General features: G+C 67.4%; 14 protein-coding genes. 7 read left to right on the top strand and 7 right to left on the bottom strand.

Annotation, left to right across the window (positions count from 1 at the left end):
• Window positions 1–48: 48 nt before the first annotated feature.
• The 5 genes from C3Y15_RS00065 to C3Y15_RS00045 all read left to right on the top strand — a co-directional run bounded on the left by C3Y15_RS00065 (window position 49) and on the right by C3Y15_RS00045 (window position 13,481).
• On the top strand, window positions 49–9,546 hold the full coding sequence (locus C3Y15_RS00065) for a non-ribosomal peptide synthetase (protein WP_059461626.1): 9,498 nt from the start codon (window positions 49–51) through the stop codon (window positions 9,544–9,546).
• Entirely contained in the window at window positions 9,543–10,199 is a 657-nt protein-coding gene (locus C3Y15_RS00060) for a glycosyltransferase family 25 protein (protein WP_059454707.1), read from the top strand. The genes C3Y15_RS00065 and C3Y15_RS00060 overlap by 4 nt, the downstream gene beginning before the upstream one ends.
• 52 nt (window positions 10,200–10,251) lie before the next feature.
• Window positions 10,252–10,731 (top strand): hypothetical protein, encoded by a 480-nt coding sequence (locus tag C3Y15_RS00055; protein ID WP_226098028.1) that lies wholly within the window; start codon window positions 10,252–10,254, stop codon window positions 10,729–10,731.
• A gap of 15 nt (window positions 10,732–10,746) precedes the next feature.
• On the top strand, window positions 10,747–12,450 hold the full coding sequence (locus C3Y15_RS00050; protein WP_045579765.1) for a cyclic peptide export ABC transporter: 1,704 nt from the start codon (window positions 10,747–10,749) through the stop codon (window positions 12,448–12,450).
• Between the two features lie 146 nt (window positions 12,451–12,596).
• Window positions 12,597–13,481, top strand: a complete 885-nt coding sequence (locus tag C3Y15_RS00045; protein WP_124259712.1) for a LuxR C-terminal-related transcriptional regulator — start codon at window positions 12,597–12,599, stop codon at window positions 13,479–13,481.
• A 306-nt stretch (window positions 13,482–13,787) separates the two neighbouring features.
• Here C3Y15_RS00045 and C3Y15_RS00040 read toward each other — a convergent pair whose 3' ends face one another.
• Both C3Y15_RS00040 and C3Y15_RS31605 read right to left on the bottom strand, forming a co-directional pair.
• Window positions 13,788–14,591: a helix-turn-helix transcriptional regulator gene (locus tag C3Y15_RS00040; protein WP_069224816.1), complete on the bottom strand. Its 804-nt coding sequence runs from the start codon at window positions 14,589–14,591 to the stop codon at window positions 13,788–13,790.
• Window positions 14,592–15,486: 895 nt separating this feature from the next.
• The gene (locus C3Y15_RS31605; RefSeq protein WP_155768324.1) at window positions 15,487–15,657 is read right to left on the bottom strand and encodes a hypothetical protein; all 171 of its coding nucleotides are present in this window, start codon (window positions 15,655–15,657) and stop codon (window positions 15,487–15,489) included.
• 110 nt (window positions 15,658–15,767) lie between these two features.
• Here C3Y15_RS31605 and C3Y15_RS00035 point away from each other — a divergent pair, with 110 nt between their 5' ends.
• Window positions 15,768–17,513, top strand: coding sequence for a cholesterol oxidase substrate-binding domain-containing protein (locus tag C3Y15_RS00035; protein WP_059991444.1), 1,746 nt, complete (start codon window positions 15,768–15,770; stop codon window positions 17,511–17,513).
• A gap of 242 nt (window positions 17,514–17,755) precedes the next feature.
• Here C3Y15_RS00035 and C3Y15_RS00030 read toward each other — a convergent pair whose 3' ends face one another.
• The 5 genes from C3Y15_RS00030 to C3Y15_RS00010 all read right to left on the bottom strand — a co-directional run bounded on the left by C3Y15_RS00030 (window position 17,756) and on the right by C3Y15_RS00010 (window position 21,526).
• Window positions 17,756–18,121: a hypothetical protein gene (locus tag C3Y15_RS00030; RefSeq protein WP_059463975.1), complete on the bottom strand. Its 366-nt coding sequence runs from the start codon at window positions 18,119–18,121 to the stop codon at window positions 17,756–17,758.
• Between the two features lie 22 nt (window positions 18,122–18,143).
• A complete protein-coding gene (locus tag C3Y15_RS00025; protein ID WP_046428113.1) occupies window positions 18,144–18,596 on the bottom strand; it encodes a DoxX family protein in 453 nt (150 codons plus the stop codon).
• Between the two features lies 1 nt (window position 18,597).
• The gene (locus tag C3Y15_RS00020; protein ID WP_014725962.1) at window positions 18,598–20,487 is read right to left on the bottom strand and encodes an amidohydrolase; all 1,890 of its coding nucleotides are present in this window, start codon (window positions 20,485–20,487) and stop codon (window positions 18,598–18,600) included.
• Window positions 20,488–20,506: 19 nt separating this feature from the next.
• The gene (locus C3Y15_RS00015) at window positions 20,507–20,674 is read right to left on the bottom strand and encodes a DUF1427 family protein (RefSeq protein WP_014725963.1); all 168 of its coding nucleotides are present in this window, start codon (window positions 20,672–20,674) and stop codon (window positions 20,507–20,509) included.
• 165 nt (window positions 20,675–20,839) lie between these two features.
• Window positions 20,840–21,526 (bottom strand): hydrolase, encoded by a 687-nt coding sequence (locus C3Y15_RS00010; protein WP_045579768.1) that lies wholly within the window; start codon window positions 21,524–21,526, stop codon window positions 20,840–20,842.
• Between the two features lie 307 nt (window positions 21,527–21,833).
• On the opposite strand from C3Y15_RS00010, the gene C3Y15_RS00005 reads away from it, so the two are divergent.
• Window positions 21,834–22,100, top strand: coding sequence for a XapX domain-containing protein (locus C3Y15_RS00005; protein ID WP_124259717.1), 267 nt, complete (start codon window positions 21,834–21,836; stop codon window positions 22,098–22,100).
• The last annotated feature ends 324 nt before the right edge of the window (window positions 22,101–22,424 follow it).

Below are 22,424 nucleotides of genomic sequence, written 5' to 3'. Positions count from 1 at the left end.
GCGGCCGCGGGTCGTTCCAGCTAAACAAATCGTCTCAAGGAGTGTCCTGTGCAAGACAATAACGTGCTGGTCACCGACCATCGCTATGCGCATACCGCGCGTTTCTGGCGCGAAAGCCTGTCGCAGGTTGCCGGCGTCTATCGGATCGCACCGCACGGACCGGGCCGCCAGCCCGCGCGCCGGCTGTCGCGCACGGTGCCGCTCACGCGCGCGTCGGTCGACGTGCTGCGGCGCATCGGCGACGGCGAGCTCGGCGAGTTCGCGGTCGCGGCGGCGGGCATCGCGTTTCTGCTGTGGAAGTACTTCAGGATTCCCGTGACGGTGCTCGGCACGCCGGGCCTCGCCGCGCAACCGTCGGCGCGCGCCGCCGCCATTCCGCTGATCGTCGAGGTCCGTCCCGACGAGCGCGTCGACGACTATCTGGCGCGCGTGGCCGCGATCGTCGAAGACAGCTACGCCGCGCCCCATTTCCCGCTCGACACGCTGGTGCGCAACGAAAAGGACATGGACGTCGCGCAGCTCACGCGCGTCGCGCTCGCGGACGATCGCGTCCACCAGGCGCCCACCCTGCGCGACGACGACCTGCAGCTTGAGCTGCGGCTCGGGCGCGGCGAAATCGAGCTGCACCACAGCGACGCGATCGAGCCGTTCGTCATCGACGGTTTCGCGAACGGCCTCGGCGCCGTGCTGGAGGCATTCGAACGCCTCGACGCGGCGGTCGGCGACATCGTCGCGAGCACGCCGACGGAGCGCCGGCTGCTGGCGTCGTTCAACGAAACCGCGACGGCCGGGCCGCGCCACCCGACGGTCGTCGAGATGTTCGAGGCGCAGGTCGCGCGCACGCCCGCGGCGCCGGCCCTCGTCACCGACACGTCGCTGATGAGCTACGCGGATCTGAACGCGCGCGCCAACAGCCTCGCGCTTCGCTTGCGCGAGGATCACGGCGTCGGGCCGGAAGCGCTGGTCGGCGTCATGTTCGACCGCTCCGAATGGATGATCGTCGCGATCCTCGGCATCCTGAAGGCGGGTGCGGCGTTCGTGCCGCTGGACCCGGCGTATCCGGCCGAGCGGATCGATCACATCCTCGCCGACACGGGCCTCGCGCTGCTGCTGACGCACTCGGACCAGCTCGCGCAGTGGTACGAATTCTCCGGCGCGACGCTGCTGCTGGATCAGGAGCTGCCCGGCTGGACGCCGCTGCCGGACAATCCGCCGTGCCGCGCGCAGCCGGCGCAGCTCGCCTACGTGATCTACACGTCCGGCTCGACCGGCAAACCGAAAGGCTGCCTGCTCGAACACCGCAATCTGGCCCACTACATCGGCTGGGCCGCCGACTACTACTTCCCGGAAAGCACGACCGGCAGCTTCGGGCTGTACAGCTCGCTGTGCTTCGATTTCACGCTGACCAACATCTTCTGCCCGCTGGTGCGCGGCAAGACGCTGCGCATCTATCCGCAGTCGGAGAGCATCGACACCATCCTGGCCCGCATGTTCCAGCCCGGCAGCGGCGTCGACACGCTCAAGCTCACGCCGACCCACATTCACCTGCTGGAATACATGAACCTCGGACGCTCGGGCGTGCGCAAGGTGATCGTCGGCGGCGAGGAGCTCGCGCCGCAGCACATCGCGACGCTGCGCAAGATCGACCCTGCGATCGAGATCTACAACGAGTACGGTCCGACCGAAGCGACGGTCGGCTGCATCGTCGAGTGCGTCGACGACGTGCCGTCCACGGTGCTGATCGGCCGGCCGATCGCCAACACGCGCGTGTACATCGTCGACGACGCGCTGCGCCCGGTTCCGCTCGGCGTGCCGGGCGAAATCTGCATCGCCGGCGCCGGCCTCGCGCGCGGCTATCACCAGCGCCCCGACGTCACCGCCGCGAAGTTCGTCGAGCAGCCGTATCCCGACGAACCGCGCATCTACCGGACCGGCGACATCGGCCGATGGCTGCCCGACGGACGGATCCAGTGCTACGGACGCGTCGACGACCAGGTCAAGATCCGCGGCCACCGCATCGAGCTGGGCGAGGTCGAGGCCGCGATCGCCGCGCACGAGGAAGTCGTCGGCGCGGCGGTCATCGTGCGCGAGTCCGCGCACGGCGCCCGCAAGCTGGCCGCCTATGTCAAGGGTTCCGCGAACCTGAGCATGGCGGACCTGCGGGCCTTCCTGGCCGCGAAGCTGCCCGACTACATGGTGCCGTCAGACCTCGTCCCGATCGCCGAATTTCCGCTCAACGCGAACGGCAAGCTGGATCGCCCGGCCTTGCTCGCGCTGACGCCCGCCGCCGCGCCCGACGACGCCGCCGTCGACGCCGACGCCACGCCGATCCAGCTCGAGCTGTTGCGGATCTGGCGCGATGTGCTCGACAACCCGGCCGTCGATCTCGCCGGCCGCTTCTTCGACTACGGCGGCGATTCGCTGCAGGCCATGCAGCTCGTATCGCGCATATGGAGCAGCTTCGCGGTGGAGATCGGCATCGACGCGATCTTCGAGCTCCAGACCATCGGCGCCGTGTCCGACCTGATCGAGGCGTCGTCGCCGCGCGCCGGTTCGACGGCCGGCAGCATCGTGCCGCGCCCGCGCGCCGGCGACCTGCCGCTGTCCTTTCCGCAGCAGCGCCTGTGGTTCCTCGCGCAACTCGAAGGACCGTCGTCGACCTACAACGTCTCGAGCGCGCTGCGCTTCGAGGGCGAGCTGGACGTCGAGCGGCTGCGCGCCGCCGTGTCGGAGATCTGCCGGCGTCACGAGATCCTGCGCACGACCTTTCCGGCCGTCGACGGTCTCGGGGTCCAGCGCATCGCCCCGCCCGCAGCGGTCGCGCTCGACGTCGTCGACGTCGCGAGCGAAGCCGATGCGCTCGAACGGCTCGCGCAGCAGGCCGACCGGCCGTTCGATCTCGCCGCCGGGCCGCTCCATCGCGTCGCGCTGTATCGCGTGCATGCGCGGCTGCACGTCTTCGGCATCGTGATGCATCACATCGTCTCCGACGCGTGGTCGTCGGGCATCCTGCTCGGCGAACTGGCCGCGCTCTACGCCGGGCGCTCGCTGCCGGAACTGGCCGTCCAGTACGCCGATTACGCGGTGTGGCAGTACGAGCGCCTCGCGTCCGCCGACACGCATCGCGAGCTTGCGCTGCTGAGCGCCGCGCTCGCCGATGCGCCGGACGTGATCGCATTGCCGACCGACCGCCCGCGGCCGGCGATCCAGCAGTTCCGCGGCGCGGTGCTGCCGTTCCGGCTCGACCGCGATCGCGCCGGCGGCCTGCGCGCGCTCGCGCGCGCGTCCGGCACCAGCACCTACATGGTCGTGCTCGCCGCGTATGCGCTGCTGCTGTCGCGCTACAGCAACCTGCAGGACCTCGTGATCGGCTCGCCGATCGCCAATCGGCGCTCCAGCATGACCGAGCCGCTGATCGGCTTCTTCGCGAACATGCTCGCGCTGCGCGTGGACCTGTCGGGCAACCCGAGCTTCGGCGAACTGCTCGCGCGCGTGAAGCGCGTCGCGCTCGACGCCTACAGCCGTCAGGAGATTCCGTTCGAGCAGGTGGTGGACGCGCTCGCGCTCGAACGCGACCTGAGCCGCACGCCGGTGTTCCAGGTCGTGTTCGCGTACGAGAAGGCGCAGCCCGACGCGCTGAACTTTCCCGGCCTCGTGACCACGCCGGTGCAGGTGGAGAGCCACACGTCGAAGTTCGATCTCACGCTGCACGTCGAGGATGCCGACGACGGCCTCGCGGGCGCGATCGAATACAACCTGGACCTGTTCGATGGCAGCACGATCGAGCGGATGGCCGGGCACTTCCGCACGCTGCTCGATGCGGTGATCGCCGCGCCGGACCGGCCGCTCGGCGAGTTGCCGCTGACGAGCGACGCCGAACGCGCTTTGGTGACCGTCGAATGGAACCGCACCGACGTCGACTTCGGCGGCGCGGCCGCGCAACCGCTGCATCGGCTGTTCGAGCAACAGGTCGAGCGCACGCCCGATGCCGTCGCCGCCGTGTACGACGGTGCGGCCCTCACCTACGCCGAACTCAACGCGCGCGCCAACCGCCTCGCGCACCGGCTCATCGCGCTCGGCGTCGCGCCCGATACGCTCGTGGGCGTCGCGATGGAACGTTCGCTCGACATGATCGTCGCGCTGCTTGCGATCCTGAAGGCCGGTGGCGCATACGTGCCGGTCGACCCCGACTATCCGGCCGAGCGCGTACGCTTCATGATCGATCACGCGCAGCTGCGCTGGCTGCTCACGCAACAGCATCTGCTCGCCGCGCTGCCCGATACCGGCGCACGCACGATCGTCGTCGATCGCGATACCTCCGAGTTCGATGCCGCGCTCACGTCCAACCCGGCGCTGGACCTGAGCAACGACAACCTCGCGTATATGATCTACACGTCCGGTTCGACCGGCCGGCCGAAGGGCGCGCTCAATACCCATCGCGCGATCGTCAACCGCATTCTGTGGATGCAGCACGCGTACGCGCTCGACGCCGACGATGCCGTACTGCAGAAAACCCCGTTCAGCTTCGACGTGTCGGTGTGGGAGTTCTTCTGGCCGCTCGTCACCGGCGCGCGCCTCGTGTTCGCGCGCCCGGGCGGGCAGCGTGAGACCGACTATCTCGTCGAGCTGATCGACCGCGAGCGGATCACGACGCTGCATTTCGTGCCGTCGATGCTGCGCGCGTTCCTCGATCATCCGCAACTCGCTGCGCACTGCACTTCGCTGCGCCGCATCGTGTGCAGCGGCGAGGCGTTACCCCACGACCTGCAACAGCGTTGCTTCGAGCGTCTGGATGTCAAGCTGTACAACTTGTACGGCCCCACCGAGGCCGCCGTCGACGTGACCGCGTGGGAATGCCGGCGCGACGACCCGCAGCGCATCGTGCCGATCGGCCGGCCGATCGCGAACACGCGCATCTACATCGTGGATGCACAGCTGCAGCCGACGCCGATCGGCGTGCCCGGCGAGCTCCTGATCGGCGGTACGCCGGTGGGCCGTGGCTATTACAACGAGCCGAACTTGAGCGCGGAGAAGTTCATCGCCGATCCGTTCTCAGACGACCCGCACGCGCGCCTCTACCGCACCGGCGATCTCGCGCGCTACCGCCCCGACCGCAACATCGAGTTTCTCGGCCGCATCGATCATCAGATCAAGCTGCGCGGCCTGCGCATCGAGCCCGGCGAAATCGAGGCCGTGCTGCGCACCCATCCGGCGGTCGACGACTGCGTCGTGATCGCGAAGACCGAAGACGCGCGAACCTTCCTGATCGCATACGTCGCGACCGCTTCCCGGGACATCGCCGGCCTGCGCGACCATCTGCGCGGCAAGCTCGCGGATTACATGGTGCCGTCGCAATTCGTCGCGCTGGCGTCGTTGCCGCTGCTGCCGAACGGCAAGATCAACCGCAAGGCGCTGCCGGCTCCGGCGGCGGCCGATGACGCGGCAAGGCCATACGCGCCGGCCGTCACGCCGCGGGAAATGCTGCTCGCGTCGATCTGGCAGCAGGTGCTGCAACTGCCTTCCGTCGGTATTCACGACAATTTCTTCGAGCTCGGCGGCGATTCGATTCTCAGCATCCAGGTGATCGCGCGCGCGAACCGGGCCGGGCTGCGCGTGACGGCGCAGCAGCTGTTCCAGTATCAGACGATCGCGCAACTGGCCGCCGCGCCCGACGCGCACGCCGTGCCCGCGCCGGCAGCCAGCCCGCTCGGCGATGCGCCGCTGACGCCTGTACAGCACTGGTTCTTCGAACAGAACCTCGACACGCCGTCGCACTACAACCAGACGGTCCTGATCGAGGTGCCGGCCGACCTCGACGCCGCGCGGCTCGCGGACGCGTTCCGGCAGGTCTGCGAACATCACGACGCGTTGCGCACGCGCTTCACGCGCGGCACGGACGGCTGGACTCAGGAAGTGCTCGGCAGCGGCGCGACGCCCGCACTCTTCGCGGCGCAGACCGTCGCAGGCGACGCCGCCGAGCGCCTCACGGCGATGCGCGCGGCCGCCGCCGACGCGCAGCGCGGCATCGACATCGTGCACGGCCCGCTGCTCGCGGCGCGACTGTTCCGCGCGGCCGGCGAGCCGCTCGCCCGCCTGTTCGTGGCGATCCATCACCTCGCGGTGGACGGCGTGTCGTGGCGCGTGCTCGTCGAGGATCTGCATGCCGCGTACCACGGCCGGCCGTTGCCCGAGAAGACGACCTCGTTCCGCGAATGGGCGCTGCATCTGCAGCAACTGGCCGGCTCGCAAGCCGTTGCCGACGAAGCCCCGACGTGGCAGGCGCTGCTCGCGCAGCCCGTCGAGCCGATGCCGGTCGACTATCCGGCCGCGGGCGCCAACAACGCGGTCGGCGATGCGGCGTCCGTGTCGTTCGAGCTGGACGAAGCCGCCACCACGGCGTTGCTGCGCCGGCTGCCGCGCGCGTACGACACGCGCATCAACGACGTGCTGCTGGTCGCGCTCGCGCAAGCGTGCAGCATGGCGACCGGCAACGTCCGCACCCGGATCGACCTCGAGAGCCACGGCCGCCACGTGGCCGATGCGGCGCTGGACCTCAGCCGCACGGTGGGCTGGTTCACGTCGATCCATCCGGTCGTGCTCGAAGTCGACGCGATGCAGGCGCCGGGCGACGCGCTGCGTGCCGCGCGGCAGCAACTGCGGCGCATCCCGGCCGACGGCCTCGGCTATGCGCTGCTGCGCTACCTGAGCCCCGACGCCGCCGTGCGCGCGAGCCTCGCCGCGATGCCGAAGGCCGACATCCTGTTCAACTATCACGGCCAGCTCGATACGGTATTGCAGCAGTCCGACGACTGGCGGCCGGCAGGCGAGGATCTCGGTGCGCTGCGCGCCGAGCGCTCGCAGCGCACGCACGCGTTCGAGATCGTCGCCGCCGTTGCAGACGGCAAGCTGCAGGTCGACTGGCATTACGGCGAGCGGCTGCACCGGCGGCAGACGGTCGAGAACCTGGCCGCGCACTTCAAGGACCGGCTGCTCGACTTCGCGGCATCGGTGCGCGACACCGCGTGGGACGGCGTCGACGACAGCTACCCGCTGTCGTCGCTGCAGCAGGGCATCCTGTTCCATTCGCTGTACGACCTCGACCCGGCCGCCTATTTCCAGCAGTTCAGCTTCGTCGTCAGCGGCCCGCTGCAGGTGCCGGCGCTGCGGCAGGCGTGGGCCAACGCGATGGCGCGCCATCCGGTGCTGCGCACCGCGTTCGCCTGGGCCGAGCGCGAACGCCCGGTCCAGACCGTGCTGCATACGGTCGACCTGCCGTGGAGCTTCGTCGACTGGCGACACCGCGACGCGACGCGCCGCGCGCAGGACTTCGACGCGTTCCTCGCCGACGACCGGCAGCGCGGCTTCGATCTGCGCCATGCGCCATTGTTCCGCTGCACGCTGATCCAGGAAACCGACACGCGCCATCGCTTCTGCTGGAGCGCGCACCACATCATCCTCGACGGCTGGAGCACCGCGATCCTGATGAAGGAGGTGTTCGACGACTACCTGTCGCTCGCCCGCAGCGGCGCGCCGGTCGCCGTCGCGCCGGTGCCCGGCTACCGCGCGTACCTCGACTGGCTCGCGCGCCATCCGCGCGCGGCCGACGAGCGCTGGTGGCGCGCCGAGCTCGCAGGCTTCCGGGCCGCGACGCCGATCGCCGGCAGCGCCGCGCAGCCGGCGGCCGGCGACGCCGCACGACGCGACACGCTGCGCAAACAGCAGTTCGTGCTCGACGACGCGCTGACGGCGCGGCTGCAAGCGCTGTTGCGAACCCATCGCGTCACGCTGAACGTGCTGATCCGCGCAGCCTGGGCGCTGGTGCTGTGGCGCCGCGCGGCGACCGACGACGTCGTGTTCGGCGTCACCGTGTCGGGCCGCCCGCCGGCGCTCGAGGGCGTCGAGTCGATCGTCGGGCTGTTCATCAACACGCTGCCGCTGCGCGTGCGCATCGCGCCGGAGCGCCCGTTCGTCGACTGGCTGGCGGCGCTGCACGCCGCGCAGGCCGCGATGGAGCCGCATTCGTACAGCTCGCTGGTCGATATCCAGTCGTGGAGCGAGCTGCCCGCCGGCGACAGCCTGTTCGACAGCCTGCTCGTGTTCGAGAACTTCCCGGTGGCCGCGGCCCCCGATCTCGGGCCGGACGAAATCGAGATTCTCGACGTCCGCGCGTTCGCCGAATCGAACTACCCGCTGACGCTGACCGTGCATCCGAACGAGCGCATCGGCTTCGAGCTCTCGCACGACGCACGCCGCGTCGCGCCCGAGGTCGTGCGGCAGATGCTCGACACGCTGCGCGCGTTGCTGGAGCGATTCGCCGACGACCCGCAGCAACTGACCGGCCAGCTCGTCGATGCAGCGAGCGCCGCCGGCCGGCCGGGCACGCCGCACGGCGCGCCGGAGCACGCCGCGCCTGCCGCCGACGCGGCCGCGACCGCGCGGGCCGTCGTTGCGCCGTCGGCCGACGAGCGCACGTTGCTGGAGATCTGGCAGCGGATCTTCAAGCGCGACGACATCGCGGTCACGGACAACTATTTCGATCTCGGCGGCCATTCGATCATCGCGATCCAGCTGATGGCCAACGTCGAGAAGGCGTTCGCGCGACGGCTGCCGATTTCGTGCCTGTTCGAGAATCCGACGATCGAGAAACTGGCGGCGGCGCTCGCGACCCAGGCGACGGCGGCGCGCACGGACGTGCTCGTGCCGATCCGCGACGGCGGCCCCGCCGCGCCGCTGTTCCTGCTGCCGGGCGCGGGCGGCAACGTGGTCTACTTCCACCCGCTCGCGCACCATCTGAGCGCGGCCCACGCCGTGTACGGGCTCGAAGCGCTCGGCCTCGACGGCTCGTGTGAGCCGCTCACTCACGTGGAAGACATCGCGGCCCGCCATGTCGAACGCATCTGGCCGCTGGTGGGCGCCGGGCCGTACTACCTGGCCGGCCATTCGTTCGGCGCGCAGGTGGCGCTCGAGATGAGCCGGCAGCTCGTCGCCAAGGGCGCGGTCGTGAAACTGCTGGCGATCTTCGACGCGTCCGCGCCGGTCGACAGCACGGCCGCCGCCTACTGGCACGACTGGGACGACACCGACTGGCTCGTCGCGATCGCGCACGAAATCGGCACCTTCCTCGGCGCCGATCTTCAGGTGACGCGCGACGACCTCGTCGCGCTCGATCCCGACGGCCAGGCCGGCCTGATTCTCGCGCGGATCGGCGCTCGCAGCAGCTGGTTCGCGGACGCCGATTCGGACCGGCTGCGCGCCTATCTGCGCGTCTATCAGGCCAACTTCAAGTCGCGCTACGCGCCGCAGGCCGAGCCGCTGCCGGTGCCGATCGCGCTGTTGCGCAGCGTCGAGCACGACCCCGGCGACCACGCCCCGTCGCCGGAGATCGCGCAGCTCCGTCTGGACCCGACCTGGGGATGGTCGCGCTTCTCGACGCTGCCGGTAGCCGTGATGGACGTCCCCGGCGACCACCTGACCATGCTGCTCGATCCGCATGCCGGCGCCGTCGCTGCCCATCTCAACCCGTTCCTGGAAAAAACGCCCTCATGAAATCGACCGCGACGATCGACAACACCTTTGCCCGCAAGGTCTGCATCAACCTCGACCGGCGCCCCGACCGCTGGGAAGCGATGCAGCGCAAATTCGCGGAACAGGAGATCCGCACCGTCGAACGGCTGTCCGCCGTCGATGCCAGACAGATCAGCGTGCCGGCCTCGCTGAGCCACATGCGGCCACAGGATTACGGCTGCACGATGAGCCATCTCGCCGCCGTGACACAGGCGAAGGCCGCCGGCGCGCGCGAAGTCCTGATCTTCGAGGACGACGCGTTCTTCGCCCCCGAGTTCGCCGAGCGCTTCCCCGAGTTCATCGCGCAGGTGCCGCAGGACTGGCACATGCTGTTCCTGGGCGCCTACCACTTCACGCCGCCGATTCCCGTCGCGCCGAACGTCGTGAAGGCCGTGGAGACGCTGACCGCGCACGCCTACGTCGTCAGGGACTCGCTGTACGACGCGTTCATTGCGATCAACGAACGGCCGCCCGCGATCAACGACCGCAACAACCTCGTGCTGCAGAAGACCTTCAACTGCTACTGCTTCGAGCCGAACCTGGTCGGACAGGAGTCCGGCTACTCCGACATCATGGAAGAGGTCATGCCGGAGAAGCCGCTGGCCTATTCGCTGCCGATTCCCGACGGCTGGTGAGCGCCGCGTGCGCCGTTCGCAGCAATCCCTATCCCGACAGACTATGACGACCATGAAAATCACCACCGCCGACCACGAAGCGGCGTTCGTGCAGTCCGCACTCGATTCGCTCCACCGCGATCACAAGCTCGCCGAGGCCATTGCGCTGACCTTCGGGAAATGCGAATCGGCCGCCGACGTGATCGATCTGATTTTTCCGCTGATCACGAAGAAGCGGCGGGTCGATTACGTTCTCATGTACAGCATCGTGAGCAATCCGCGCACGCTGCTGCAGTTCCTTCGCGCGGCCGATTCGCGGCTGAGCCAGACCGCCGCGTGGGCGCCCGCGTCGGTCGACGCGTCGTTGCGCGCCGCGGCCGCGGCGGCCGACCTCGGCTGGGACCGTGCGCAGCGCGTGCTGAAGTGCTGCGTGCTGTTCTCCGACTCGCCGCTCGAAATCGTCGCCAGCATCGCGTTCCTCGGCCGGCACGAAACCGCGTCGAGATTGCGGTCGGCGGCGCACAACGTCGAGCTGAGCCACCTGGTCAACTGAGCATATTGGCATCCCATGGATTTCGCTGAAAGCAAATCGCCGCCGTGGCATTCGGCCGTCACGCTGATGTGGCGCAGCCATCCGTGGCTGACGCTCGGCACGGTGCTGACGGGGCTGCTGAGCGGCGTCGCGTCGATCGTGGGCGTCGGCCTCATCAGCCGCGCGCTGCACGACCAGGACGAGCGACGCACGCTGCTGCTCGTGTTCATCGCGGTCAACGTCGTGGCGATCGTCTGCCGCAGCGGCGCTGCCGTGATGCCGTCCTATGCGTGCATGAAGCTGATGACGCGCCTGCGCGTCAACCTGTGCAAGCGGATCCTGGCGACCCCGCTCGACGAAATCGACCGGCGCGGCGCGCCGAACGTCCTGACGCTGCTCACCCAGGACATTCCGCAACTGAGCCAGACGCTGCTGACGATACCGACGATCATCGTTCAATCGGTCGTGCTGATCTGCAGCATCGTCTATCTCGCGTACCTGTCCTGGATCGTCTTCGCGTCGACGATGGTCCTGACGATCGTCGGCCTCGCGCTTTACCTGTTCTTCTACCGGCGGGCGGTCAATTTCACCGAGCGCGTTCGCGACGAGTTCGTGCGCTTCAACGAATACACGCACGGGCTCGTGTTCGGCATCAAGGAGCTCAAGCTCAACCGCGCGCGGCGGCGCTGGTTCACGCGTGCCGCGATCGAGCTGTCGTCGAAGCGCGTGGCCGGCTTCAATTACATCGAGCGCTTCTGGTTCATGGGCGGCGACACCATCGGCCAGATCACGGTGGCCGTGCTGCTCGGCTTCCTGCTGTTCGGCGTGCCGTCGCTCGGCGTCGTCGATCCGTCGGTGCTCACCGCGAGCATTCTCGCCGTGCTCTACATGATGGGTCCGCTGACCATGCTGATCAATATTCTGCCGATGGTGGCCGAGGGCAAGACGGCGCTCGCGCGGCTGGCGGAGTTCGGCTTCCTGGTCGACGACACGCAGGTCTCGCCCGCCGACCGCTCGCCCGAGCGTGCGCCGGAATCGTCATCGGCCGGCGCGTGGCGCGTCATCGAGCTGAAGGGCGTGAAGATGAACTACCGCGACAGCGAGTCGACGACCGACTTCGTGCTCGGCCCGATCGACATGACGATTCATGCCGGCGAGCTGGTCTACGTGATCGGCGGAAACGGCAGCGGCAAGAGCACCCTGGGCAAGGTGCTCAGCGGCCTGTATGCGCCCACCGAAGGCCACATCGCGCTCGATGGCGCAGTCGTCGACGACGATGCGCGGGAGCGCTACCGAAACCTGTTCTCCGCCGTCTTCACCGATTTCCATCTGTTCGACCGCGTGATCGGCCCCGATCGCGAGGACGAAGGCATCGCGCGTGCGCGCCGATACCTCGAGACGCTGAAGCTGGCTGACAAGATCACGATCGACGGCAAGCATTACTCGACGACGACCGCGCTGTCGACCGGGCAACGCAAGCGGCTCGCGCTGCTTTGCGCGTACATCGAGGATCGCCCGATCTATATCCTCGACGAATGGGCCGCCGATCAGGACCCCGTTTTCAAGCGGTTTTTCTACGAGGTGCTGGTGCCCGACCTGCGAGCGCGCGGCAAGTGCGTCGTCATCATCACGCATGACGACCAGTACTTCGGGCTGGCCGATCGCGTCATTCGCCTCGAGCGCGGCCGGATCTTCTCCGATACGGCGATGGAAACCGCGCGAGCCGAAGCGGCAGGATGAGCGGCGCGCCGGGCGCGCGCGTCGCCGTCGGCGGTTGATCGGCTGTCCCTGCTATCCGTTACAGACGCGGCCGCCGCCCGGTGCTTAAATCACGTCGGCATCCGTGCGCGCAAGCGCAGCTTCAACGTCTCATCAGGAATCCATTCATGGAGTTCAGCAGATTGTCCGCACACGTCGGCGAAGCGATCTCGAGCAGCGGGAGCCGACGCTTTCCCCGCATGATGTACAGCCTGATCTCGGCGGCGGTCCCCGTCGACGAGATTCGCATTTCGGAATTTTCGGTCGACGCCGCGCCCGCCGGCGAGCTCGCGATGCGCAGCCTCGGCGCCGCGCCCGACAAGACCGGCGCGGCAGGGGCCGGTCATGAAGCGCAGATGCCGCCGCAAGCGAGCGCGCGCCACGTGTACGTCGACGACCCGCCGGCCGGCCTCGGCTCGGCCCCCGCGCTGGTCGAGCGCATCGTCGCGCTGCTGTCGGCAAACGCGTCGCCGCACGGCCGGCAATTCCATCTCGTCAGCCGCAAGCGCACGCACTATTACGTGATCTCGTTGCATCGCGCCGATACGGCGGACGATTTCTCGCCGCAGGAGCAGGACTTCATCAAGGAGCTGTCGCACGTGCTGTTTCCGATCGTCGCGAGCCACGCGACGGCGCTGGGCTCGGCTCCGCCGTCACCGGCGCAGATCGCCACCGTTGCGCCGCCCGCGACGGAATCGGGCCGCGAGCGCGTCGCGCGGCGATTCGCCGACCGTCTGCGGCATGCCGGCGTCACGCTGTCGGCGCGCGAGATCGACGCGTGCACTGCGCTGCTGGCCGGCGACACGGTGGCCGCGATCGCTATGCGTTTGGCGCTGCGCGAGAGCACCGTCGAGACTTATCTGAAGCGGGCCGCGGTCAAGCTCGGCTTCGGCGGCCGTCATGGCCTGACGCGATGGATGCTGGACGAGACGGCCGGCGGCGCGACGGAAGCCGGCCTGGAGCGCACCGGCGGCGCGTGCCGCGACTGCGGGGCGTCGCGCCTCGGTACCTGAACGCTCGCGGGTAGGATGCGCGAGGGCCGTCGGTTACTCTGCGTGCGTTGAGCCCGGCGCCGCGCGCTGCTGCATGGCGGCCGCCGATGCAGGCGTCGTACGAACGCGTCACGTATCGCCACGGCGGCCGCGCTGTGCGTCGATTCGTACGCCGGCTATCGTACATTCGGACTCAACCGCGCCGCAGCGCCGACCGACATCGTCACGGCTCTTGCTGCAACCGGCGTCGAAGCGGCCAAGCACATCCGCAATCGGGGCTCGCTCGGCCTTGCCGGCGATCGTCGTCGATCGCCGGCATGAACCGGATCACGCTGCCGACGCGTAGGTCGTGCAGTCGTCGATCATCCATTTCGTGAGCCCGTGCCGGCCGCTGATGCCGAGCTTCACCGCGGCGCGCTTGATGTACGTCTCCACCGTGCTTTCCTTCACGCCGAGCTCTTCGGCCAGTTCCCGCAGCATCTTGCCCGCGAGCAGGCCGAGGCACACTTCGCTTTCGCGAGCGGACAGCGCGACCGCCGCTCGCGCCAGCCGCGACTCGAACTCGTGCCGCAGCGCGTCGACGCCCGGCAGGCCGCCGGTCGCGAGCGGCGCCGGCGCGCAGTCGCACTCGCCGTGCCGGCGCGTCGACGCGTGCCATTCGACGAGCGGCAGCAGCGTATCAGCGAAATTCTTCAGGAACGACATTTCCCGCAACGAGAAGTCGTGATGCGATGCCGCGCGATGCAGCGAGATCACGTAGCGGCGGTTCGCCTTGCCCGACACCAGATGACACTGGAATCCATCGCATGCGCCGCGCGGCGGCGCGGCTTCGCTGCCGTGACCGTGCTGGCGCTGCGGGCTGATGTGGATGAGCTGCCGGTCGCTCGCGGACCGGATCCGGTTCAACAGCGGATGCGCCGGCTCGCGCTCGCCCTGCGCCGCCGCCGTGCCGAACGCGCCGAGCGACTGCACGTGCACCACTTCGCCGGCCGGCTTGTCGAGCGTCCATTCCGTCATTCGGGTAATGGCGAGCGGAACCGATTCGACCAGCAACGCATGCATGTCCGATGCGAATCGCTCGCTGCCGGCGCTCGAAATCACCTTCCCAAGCTTCGCGAATATCGCGACCATCTGACTCTCCTAGTTGTGCCCGCGTGACGACCGACGGCGCAATGTCCGCGTGCATCGGCGCGATTTGCTGCCGGTACTTGTCGACACGCATCGTTGCGCGCAGCCGCCGCGCTTACCGCGCCGTCGCCACACGTGTTGAAGGGCTAAATCGAAAAACCCGACGACGTTTCGAACGGGACGAGTTCCCTGCAAATCAAACAAAAATCGCAATCGAAAAATGAAACAATCATTTTCATTGAATTTGATCGGCATAAATACCCGCTGCGTATGATAGCCACGATTTTAGAAGTTTGCAGATGGCGTGATAGTGACTTCACCATTTTTCGACCATCGCGAATACGAATTCAGTTCCCCCTACCGCCCGACACGCGAACGCAACATGAATCAGCTCGATAAATCAATATCCGTTTGCATCGAATTTCTGTAACAATCTGATAATGCCGGCATACCACGAATTCTCGCCATTCGACGTTCCCGGCAGTTGGAATATCAACCTTTGCCGCGCTGTTTTTCTTTTAACTGTATGGCTTCGCGTTCCGCATACCGTGCATTGTTGCGAATCCCTCAATGCTCGGCCGAATATGCGCGACGAAAGGGCACAATTCATCGCGGCCGCCGGGCGGCCTCGTCCGACCGATTACCCCATTCGGCAATAAAAATCTACCTCGATAATATTTACGACGGTGTCGACGCCCGCGTTGCAAAATACCCACAAAATGCCGCTCATTGTCTGCCACAAACCCACCACATTGAAGCCGCGCAGTTCATCAACTCCGCGGCTTGCTCACGGATGGATAAATTGCTAATCTCGCCCGGCGATATAACGCATGTGCAGTCCAATTACCTTGAATTACGATAGCGTTTATTCAGAAAATCGAAACATGCCTATAAACATTCACGCCGCATCATCTTTTATCGCGCGCCGTTGCTGACGGCCGCCCGCCGCAATTAAAGATTCAATCGAAATACCGATATTCCCTCGGCCGAAGGATCGGTCGACGGCTCGTTGCAAAAGTCGTCCGAAAAATACTCGTTTCTCTCGTTGAACGCCCGTGACGATGCGCACTCGCGCCACCTCGTTCGCGCATCACACGCGCTTGAAGTGCCACACCCGCCTCAACGCATCGATTGCCGTTTCTCCAATCACAAAACGCATCCGAAGAACTGGAGCACACGATGAATCAAGACTTCCGAGACGAACCCGCGCGCCGATCCTTCCTGGCCGACATGGCGAAGCTGGCGGCGGCCGGCGTCGTCGCCGGCTGGACCCCGCTCTATCAGATCGCCGCGCACGCGCAGTCGGCCGGCGCGACGCCGCCCGGCTTTCCGGCCGACGTGCCGCTTTACAAGCAGGCGTTCCAGAACTGGAGCGGCGAAGTTGCCGTGCAAGACGTGTGGACGGCCGCGCCGCGCTCGGCCGATGACGTCGTCGCGATCGTCAACTGGGCGCGCGCGAGCGGCTACCGCGTCCGACCGCGCGGCTACATGCACAACTGGTCGCCGTTGACGCTGGATCCGGGCGCCGGCGCCGCCAATGTCGTGCTGCTCGACACGACGAAGTCGCTGACGACCGTATCCGTCGACACGTCGGCGCGTCCGGCGCGCGTCACCGCGCAAACGGGCGTGTCGCTGGAGAGCTTGCTCGCGACGCTCGAGCAATATGGCCTCGGCGTGATCGCCGCGCCTGCGCCCGGCGACATCACGCTCGGCGGCGCGCTCGCGATCGACGCGCACGGCACCGCGGTGCCGGCCACCGGCGAAACGCTGCAGCCGGGCCATAGCTATGGGTCGCTGAGCAATCTCGTCGTCGCGCTGACGGCGGTCGTGTTCGATTCGGCGCGGCAGCAATACGCGCTGCGCCGGTTCGAGCGCAACGATCCCGAGATCGGCGCGTTCCTTGCGCATCTCGGGATGGCCTTCGTCGTCGACGTCACGCTGATCGCCGGGCCCAACCAGCGGCTGCGCTGCCAGAGCTTCGTCGACATTCCGGCTTCGGAGTTGTTCGCACCGGCCGGCACGGCCGGCCGCACGATCTCATCGTTGCTCGCCCGCTCGGGCCGGATCGAAGCGATCTGGTTTCCGTTCACGAGCGCCCCGTGGCTCAAGGTCTGGACGCCGACGCCCAGCAAGCCGTTGTTGTCGCGCGCCGTCACGCAGCCGTACAACTATCCGTTCTCCGATTCGATCTCGCAGTCGATCTCGGATCTCGTGAAGCGGATCGTGATCGGCGGCGAAGCCTCGTTGACGCCGCTGTTCGGCCAGACGCAGTTCGCGGTGACGGCCGCCGGCCTCGCGCTCACGCTCAGTGCGGACCTCTGGGGCTGGTCGCGCACGGTGCTTCAGTACATCCGGCCGACGACGCTGCGCGTGACCGCGAACGGCTACGCCGTACTGGCGCGGCGCGCCGACGTGCAGCGCGTGATCGGCGAGTTCGTGCAGTTCTATCAGAACCGCATCGACGCGTACAAGGCACGCAACGAATATCCGATCAACGGCCCGGTCGAGATCCGCATCACCGGCCTCGACCAGCCGGCCGACGTCGGCGCTGCAGCGGTGGCGCCGACGCTGTCCGCGCTCACGCCGCGCCCCGATCACCCGGAATGGGACGTCGCCGTCTGGTTCGACATTCTGACGTTGCCCGGCACGCCCGGCGCCGACCGCTTCTATCGCGAGATCGAGCAATGGATGCTGGCCAACTACACGGGTTCGTATGCGATGCTGCGCCCCGAATGGTCGAAGGGCTGGGGCTACACCGACACCGCCGCGTGGCAGGACGGCACCATGCTGTCCGTCACGATCCCGCGCCTGTATCGCGACGGTCAGCCAACGACAAGCAACTGGGACGCCGCGCGAGCGACGCTCGCGCGCTACGACCCGCAGCGGATCTTTCGCGCACCGCTGCACGACCGGTTGATGCCGTAGCGAACCGTGCGACTGCGGGCTCGCTCGATGCAACGGAGCCGATGCCGATAGCGGCGCGCGAGCCGGGCCTGTTCGGCGCATAGAGGACGGCCGGTCCGGTGCGCCGCGAGGTGACGACTCGGCTCGCGGCCCGCGGCCGTCTGCGCGTGTCCGAGCGGCCTCGCAGCCCGCTGTAAAAATCGACGCAGCGGCGATCGCGCCGATGCCCAGGCTCGCGTCGTTCGACCGATTCGGTTCGCTCGTCACGGTGTCGCGCACACGCGCCGTGAATCGTCGGCGGGACGATCGCGCGTCGCGTCGTTCGCGCACTTGACGAGGTTCGTAAGCGGAATCGAAGCGATGGGAAAGATTGCGGACGACGAACCGACGTTGCGCGGGCGCGTTACATGCGCTGCATCGATGAACGCAGCATGTACCGTACCGCGGATACGGCGAGCGCCGGGCGATACGCAACCTGCGCGTACCGCCCGGCGTCGCCCGTTCCGACGGCTGCTTGCTTCGCCTTCGATCAGCCGATCGATCAGCGTGTGGGCACAGACGCCCTGTGTCGTCACGCCAACTTCGGCTGCCGCACGCTTGCTCGTTCCGAAATCGGCGTTGCCGCGCATGCTCGCCGCGGCGGCCGCATCTTCATCGAACGGGCGCGTCGGCGTCGGCCTGGCGGCGCGTATTGCCGAGCACGGCGACGAGCACCAGCCCGCCGATCAGCCCGAGATGCTCGAAGAACGCGTTGAGCGCCATGAAGCGCGCGGCGCCCGACATGTTCCAGAAGTCGGCGGCCACCAGCATCGCGACGAGCGTCAACACGCCGAGGCCACCGGCGCCGAGCCACGTGAAGCGCCGGGACAACACGCACAGCGGCCCGCCGATCTCGACCACGATCGCCATCGCGGCCCAGACGGGCCCGGGATGCAGGCCGAAGTGCGCCTGCTCCGCGGCAGCTGCATTGAAGTCGAGCAGCTTGTAAATGCCCGCGATCAGATACGCGGACACCAGCGCGGCGCGCGCGACCGGCAGCACCCACCGCTGCGACAGCAGTGCGCCGACCCAGGCCGGACAGTCGTAAGCCGCACGTGCCGTCATCTCAGATCGCCCAGCACGAGCATCCGAACGCGCCCCAGAAGCCCTTCGCGTCGGACGTCGGCAACGCGCTGCCCCATGCGCCCGCGTGCGCATGCTGGTGAACGTTGCATTCGTTCGCGCAGCCGCACATCGCGGCGGCCGCCGCGCGTTGCAGCGGCGCACCGGCGCGCTGCGTCGCGCCCCAGCCGCCGTAGCCGCCGAACTCGCGCACCGGCGACCAGTCGGGCATCGCCGGCGGGATCGGCGCGTCGTGCGACTCGAACGGCCCCGCGCCCCAGACGATCTTGCCGTCGACCACCGTCAGCAACGCAGTCGTGGCGGCGATATCGTCCTCCGCGCACGCGAAGAAATCGCGATCCGGGACCACGAGGTCGGCAAGCTGCCCCACCGCGATGCGCCCTTTCTTGCCTTCTTCGTTCGAGAACCACGTCACGTACTCGGTCCACATCCGCAGTGCGGTTTCGCGATCGAGCAGGTTGCGCTGCGGATACATCCTGAGGCCGCCGACCGTCTTGCCCGTCACGAGCCACGCGAGCGATACCCACGGGTTGTACGACGCCACGCGCGTCGCGTCGGTGCCGGCCGACACCTTCAGCCCCTTGCCGAGCATCTTCGCGACCGGCGGCGTCGCCTCGGCAGCTTGCGCGCCGTAGCGCTCGACGAAGTATTCGCCCTGATACGCCATCCGGTGCTGCACCGCGATGCCGCCGCCGAGCGCGGCGATCCGGTCCATCGATTTCTCGGTGATGGTTTCCGCGTGATCGAAGAACCAGTTCAGCCCTTCGAGCGGGATGTCCTTGTTGACCTTCTCGAACACGTCGAGCGCGCGGCTGATCGTTTCGTCATAGGTCGCGTGCATGCGCCACGGCCAGCGGTTCTCCGCGAGCACGCGCACGACGCCTTCGAGGTCGTCCTCCATCTGCGCGGGCAGGTCCGGGCGCGCCACGCGGAAGTCTTCGAAGTCGGCCGCGGAAAACGCCAGCATCTCGCCGGCGCCGTTGTTGCGGAAGTAGTCGGTTCCGTCGTGATACTTGACGCTCTTGGTCCAGTTCACGAAGTCTTCCTTCTCGGCGTTCGGCTTCTGCGTGAACAGGTTGTACGCGATGCGGATCGTCATCTCGCCGGCGTCGTGCAGCTTGCGGATCACCTCGTAGTCTTCCGGGTAATTCTGCGAGCCGCCGCCCGCGTCGATCACGCCCGTGACGCCCAGCCGGTTCAGTTCGCGCATGAAATGGCGCGTCGAATTGTATTGATACTCGAACGGCAGCTTCGGCCCCTTCGCGAGCGTCGCGTAGAGGATCGTCGCGTTCGGGTTCGCGAGCAGCAGGCCGGTCGGGTTGCCCGCGGCATCGCGCAGGATGGTGCCGCCCGGCGGCTCCGGCGTGTCCTTCGTATAGCCGACGACACGCAGCGCCGCCGCGTTCAGCAGCGCGCGATCGTACAGGTGCAGGATGAACACCGGCGTGTCCGGCGCGACTGCATTGAGTTCGTCGATCGTCGGCAGGCGCTTCTCGACGAACTGATGCTCGGTGAAGCCGCCGACCACGCGCACCCACTGCGGCGCGGGCGTCACGGCCACCTGGCGCTTGAGCATCTCCATCGCGACGGCGAGCGACGGCACGCCGTCCCAGCGCAGCTCCATGTTGTAGTTCAGTCCGCCACGAATCACGTGGCAATGGTTGTCGATCAGGCCGGGCAGCACGCCGCGGCCGCCGAGATCGACCACCTTCGTCGCGCGGCCCGCGAGCGGCATCACATCCGCGTCGCTGCCGACGGCGACGAAGCGGCCGGCGGCAATCGCGACCGCGGTCGCGATGGGGTTCGCGCGGTCGAGGGTCGTGAATCGCCCGTTATGCAGGATCAGATCCGGTTGGGTCACGGTTGCGGTCATGTGCATCACCTCTTGATGATCAGAAGCCAAACAGCTGTTTGACGGTGGGCAAGGCCTGCACGCCGATCAGCATGCCGAGCAACCCGACCAGCGCAATCAGCGGCGGTGCGGGAGAGCGAACCTTGATGGCGCTGTAAATCACACCGATCAGCAGGCCCGCACCAAGCGAAACCAGATAGGGTTCCATGCGATAAATCTCCCGGAGAATGTCGAACGCGGCGGCGGTGTGCCGGCCCGCATGCCGCGCGCGGCATGCGTGACGCGCTCACGTGCGCCCGCGCGGCAATGGCCGCTGCGGCGGGTTCGCATGGAACCCGCCGCAGCGGCCGCGACGGTCGTAACCCGTCTGCGCTTACTTCGCCGGAACCGGCGGGATCGACTCGTGCGGCGTCGCGGTGCGCGGCGCGCTCTTGTGGACCATCGTGTATGCGTAGTCGACGCCCATCCCGTACGCGCCCGAATGCTCCTTGGCGATCGCCATCACCGCGTCATACGTTTCGCGGCGCGCCCAGTCGCGTTGCCATTCGAGCAGCACCTGCTGCCACGTGACCGGCACCACGCCGGCCTGCACCATGCGCTGCATCGCGACGTCGTGCGCGGCTTGCGACGTGCCGCCCGATGCGTCGGACACCATGTAGATTTCGTAGTCGCCTTCGAGCATCGCGCACAGCGCGAAGGTCGTGTTGCAGACTTCGGTCCACAGGCCCGACACGACCACCTTCTTGCGGCCGTTGGCGGCCAGTGCGTCGCGCACTTTCTGGTCGTCCCACGAGTTCATCGACGTGCGTTCGAGCGTCTTCTGGTTCGGGAACACGTCGAGCAGTTCCGGATACGTGTGGCCCGAGAAGCTGTCGCTTTCGACGGTCGTGATCGTGGTCGGGATGTTGAAGACCTTCGCGGCCTTCGCGAGGCCGACGACGTTGTTCTTCAGCGTCTGGCGATCGATCGATTGCACGCCGAACGCCATCTGCGGCTGCTGGTCGATGAAGATCAGCTGGCTGTTGTGCGGAGTCAGTACTTCAAGCTTCGGGTTGCTCATGGCGATGATGTCCTTTGACGCGGAGAAATGTGAGGCTTGCCCCGCCGACGAATCTGCGAGGCGTCCGATGCGTTGTGTCGAGCGGTTCGACAGTCAACGCGCACCATTTCAGCGGCAAGCAGCCGACTACGCCAGTTAATCGTTCTGATTATCTCGACCAGCGATATTCAGGCTTAAAAGATCTGAATTTCAATGAAAGCACATGGGACGAACGCGAAGACCTGATAGGCTGATTCGAGACTTTCGGATCGCAGCCGAACCGGTCGCGATCGCCATTTCAACACGCTGTCCGTCACGTTCCATTGCCATGAAACCGTACGCTGCTTCAATTCTCGCCGGTATTCTCGCCGGCGTCGTCTACGCGCTGATCGGCGTGCCGTCTCCGGCGCCGCCTACCATCGCGCTGGCCGGCTTGCTGGGCATTCTGGCGGGCGAACAGATTCTTCCCGTCGCGCGGCGGATGATCGGCGGCATTCGGCTCGGGACCGCGTGGCGCGAGGCGAAGTGCAGTCAGCACATGTTCGGTGCGCTGCCGGGCGGTCATGCGGCGGATGCTGGGGCGAAGCGCGATTGATGGCAGGACAGCCGGCTTGCGTGAGATCCCGGCGAGGTCTGCAAACGGCCGTCGGATTTGGACGTGAAGCGTTGCCGCATGCGGCTCTGAGCCGAGACCGCCGGCTTTTGCACGAAACGGACGATTGACGATTGACGCGCCTCGACGGTGTCGCGGCGCACACCGTCACGACGTCACGTTCTGCGCGCCAAGCTCGCCAAGCAAGCAGCCGGCTGCTTGCCCATCCCAACAGCAGCGCAACCGCTGGGCATTCGCCGGCGCCACCGTCGAACCACCTGTCGGCGAGCGATCGACGAATCCGCGCACGCCGCCCCCCTCATCCCC

The sequence above is a fragment of the Burkholderia sp. B10 genome, from assembly GCF_004368385.1.
GTDB classification, from domain to species: domain Bacteria; phylum Pseudomonadota; class Gammaproteobacteria; order Burkholderiales; family Burkholderiaceae; genus Burkholderia; species Burkholderia vietnamiensis.
Note: the sequence above shows the minus strand (reverse complement) of the source record. Positions and strands in the feature narration are given on the sequence as shown.

Coding starts and splice junctions, on each gene's coding strand:
- C3Y15_RS00040 (WP_069224816.1), bottom strand. CDS start 14,591: ATGGTCGCGATATTCGCGAAGCTTGGGAAGGTGATTTCGAGCGCCGGC.
- C3Y15_RS00015 (WP_014725963.1), bottom strand. CDS start 20,674: ATGGAACCCTATCTGGTTTCGCTTGGTGCGGGCCTGCTGATCGGTGTG.
- C3Y15_RS00060 (WP_059454707.1), top strand. CDS start 9,543: ATGAAATCGACCGCGACGATCGACAACACCTTTGCCCGCAAGGTCTGC.
- C3Y15_RS00045 (WP_124259712.1), top strand. CDS start 12,597: ATGGAGTTCAGCAGATTGTCCGCACACGTCGGCGAAGCGATCTCGAGC.
- C3Y15_RS00030 (WP_059463975.1), bottom strand. CDS start 18,121: ATGCGCGGCAACGCCGATTTCGGAACGAGCAAGCGTGCGGCAGCCGAA.
- C3Y15_RS00025 (WP_046428113.1), bottom strand. CDS start 18,596: ATGACGGCACGTGCGGCTTACGACTGTCCGGCCTGGGTCGGCGCACTG.
- C3Y15_RS00010 (WP_045579768.1), bottom strand. CDS start 21,526: ATGAGCAACCCGAAGCTTGAAGTACTGACTCCGCACAACAGCCAGCTG.
- C3Y15_RS00035 (WP_059991444.1), top strand. CDS start 15,768: ATGAATCAAGACTTCCGAGACGAACCCGCGCGCCGATCCTTCCTGGCC.
- C3Y15_RS00050 (WP_045579765.1), top strand. CDS start 10,747: ATGGATTTCGCTGAAAGCAAATCGCCGCCGTGGCATTCGGCCGTCACG.
- C3Y15_RS00020 (WP_014725962.1), bottom strand. CDS start 20,487: ATGACCGCAACCGTGACCCAACCGGATCTGATCCTGCATAACGGGCGA.
- C3Y15_RS00005 (WP_124259717.1), top strand. CDS start 21,834: ATGAAACCGTACGCTGCTTCAATTCTCGCCGGTATTCTCGCCGGCGTC.
- C3Y15_RS00055 (WP_226098028.1), top strand. CDS start 10,252: ATGAAAATCACCACCGCCGACCACGAAGCGGCGTTCGTGCAGTCCGCA.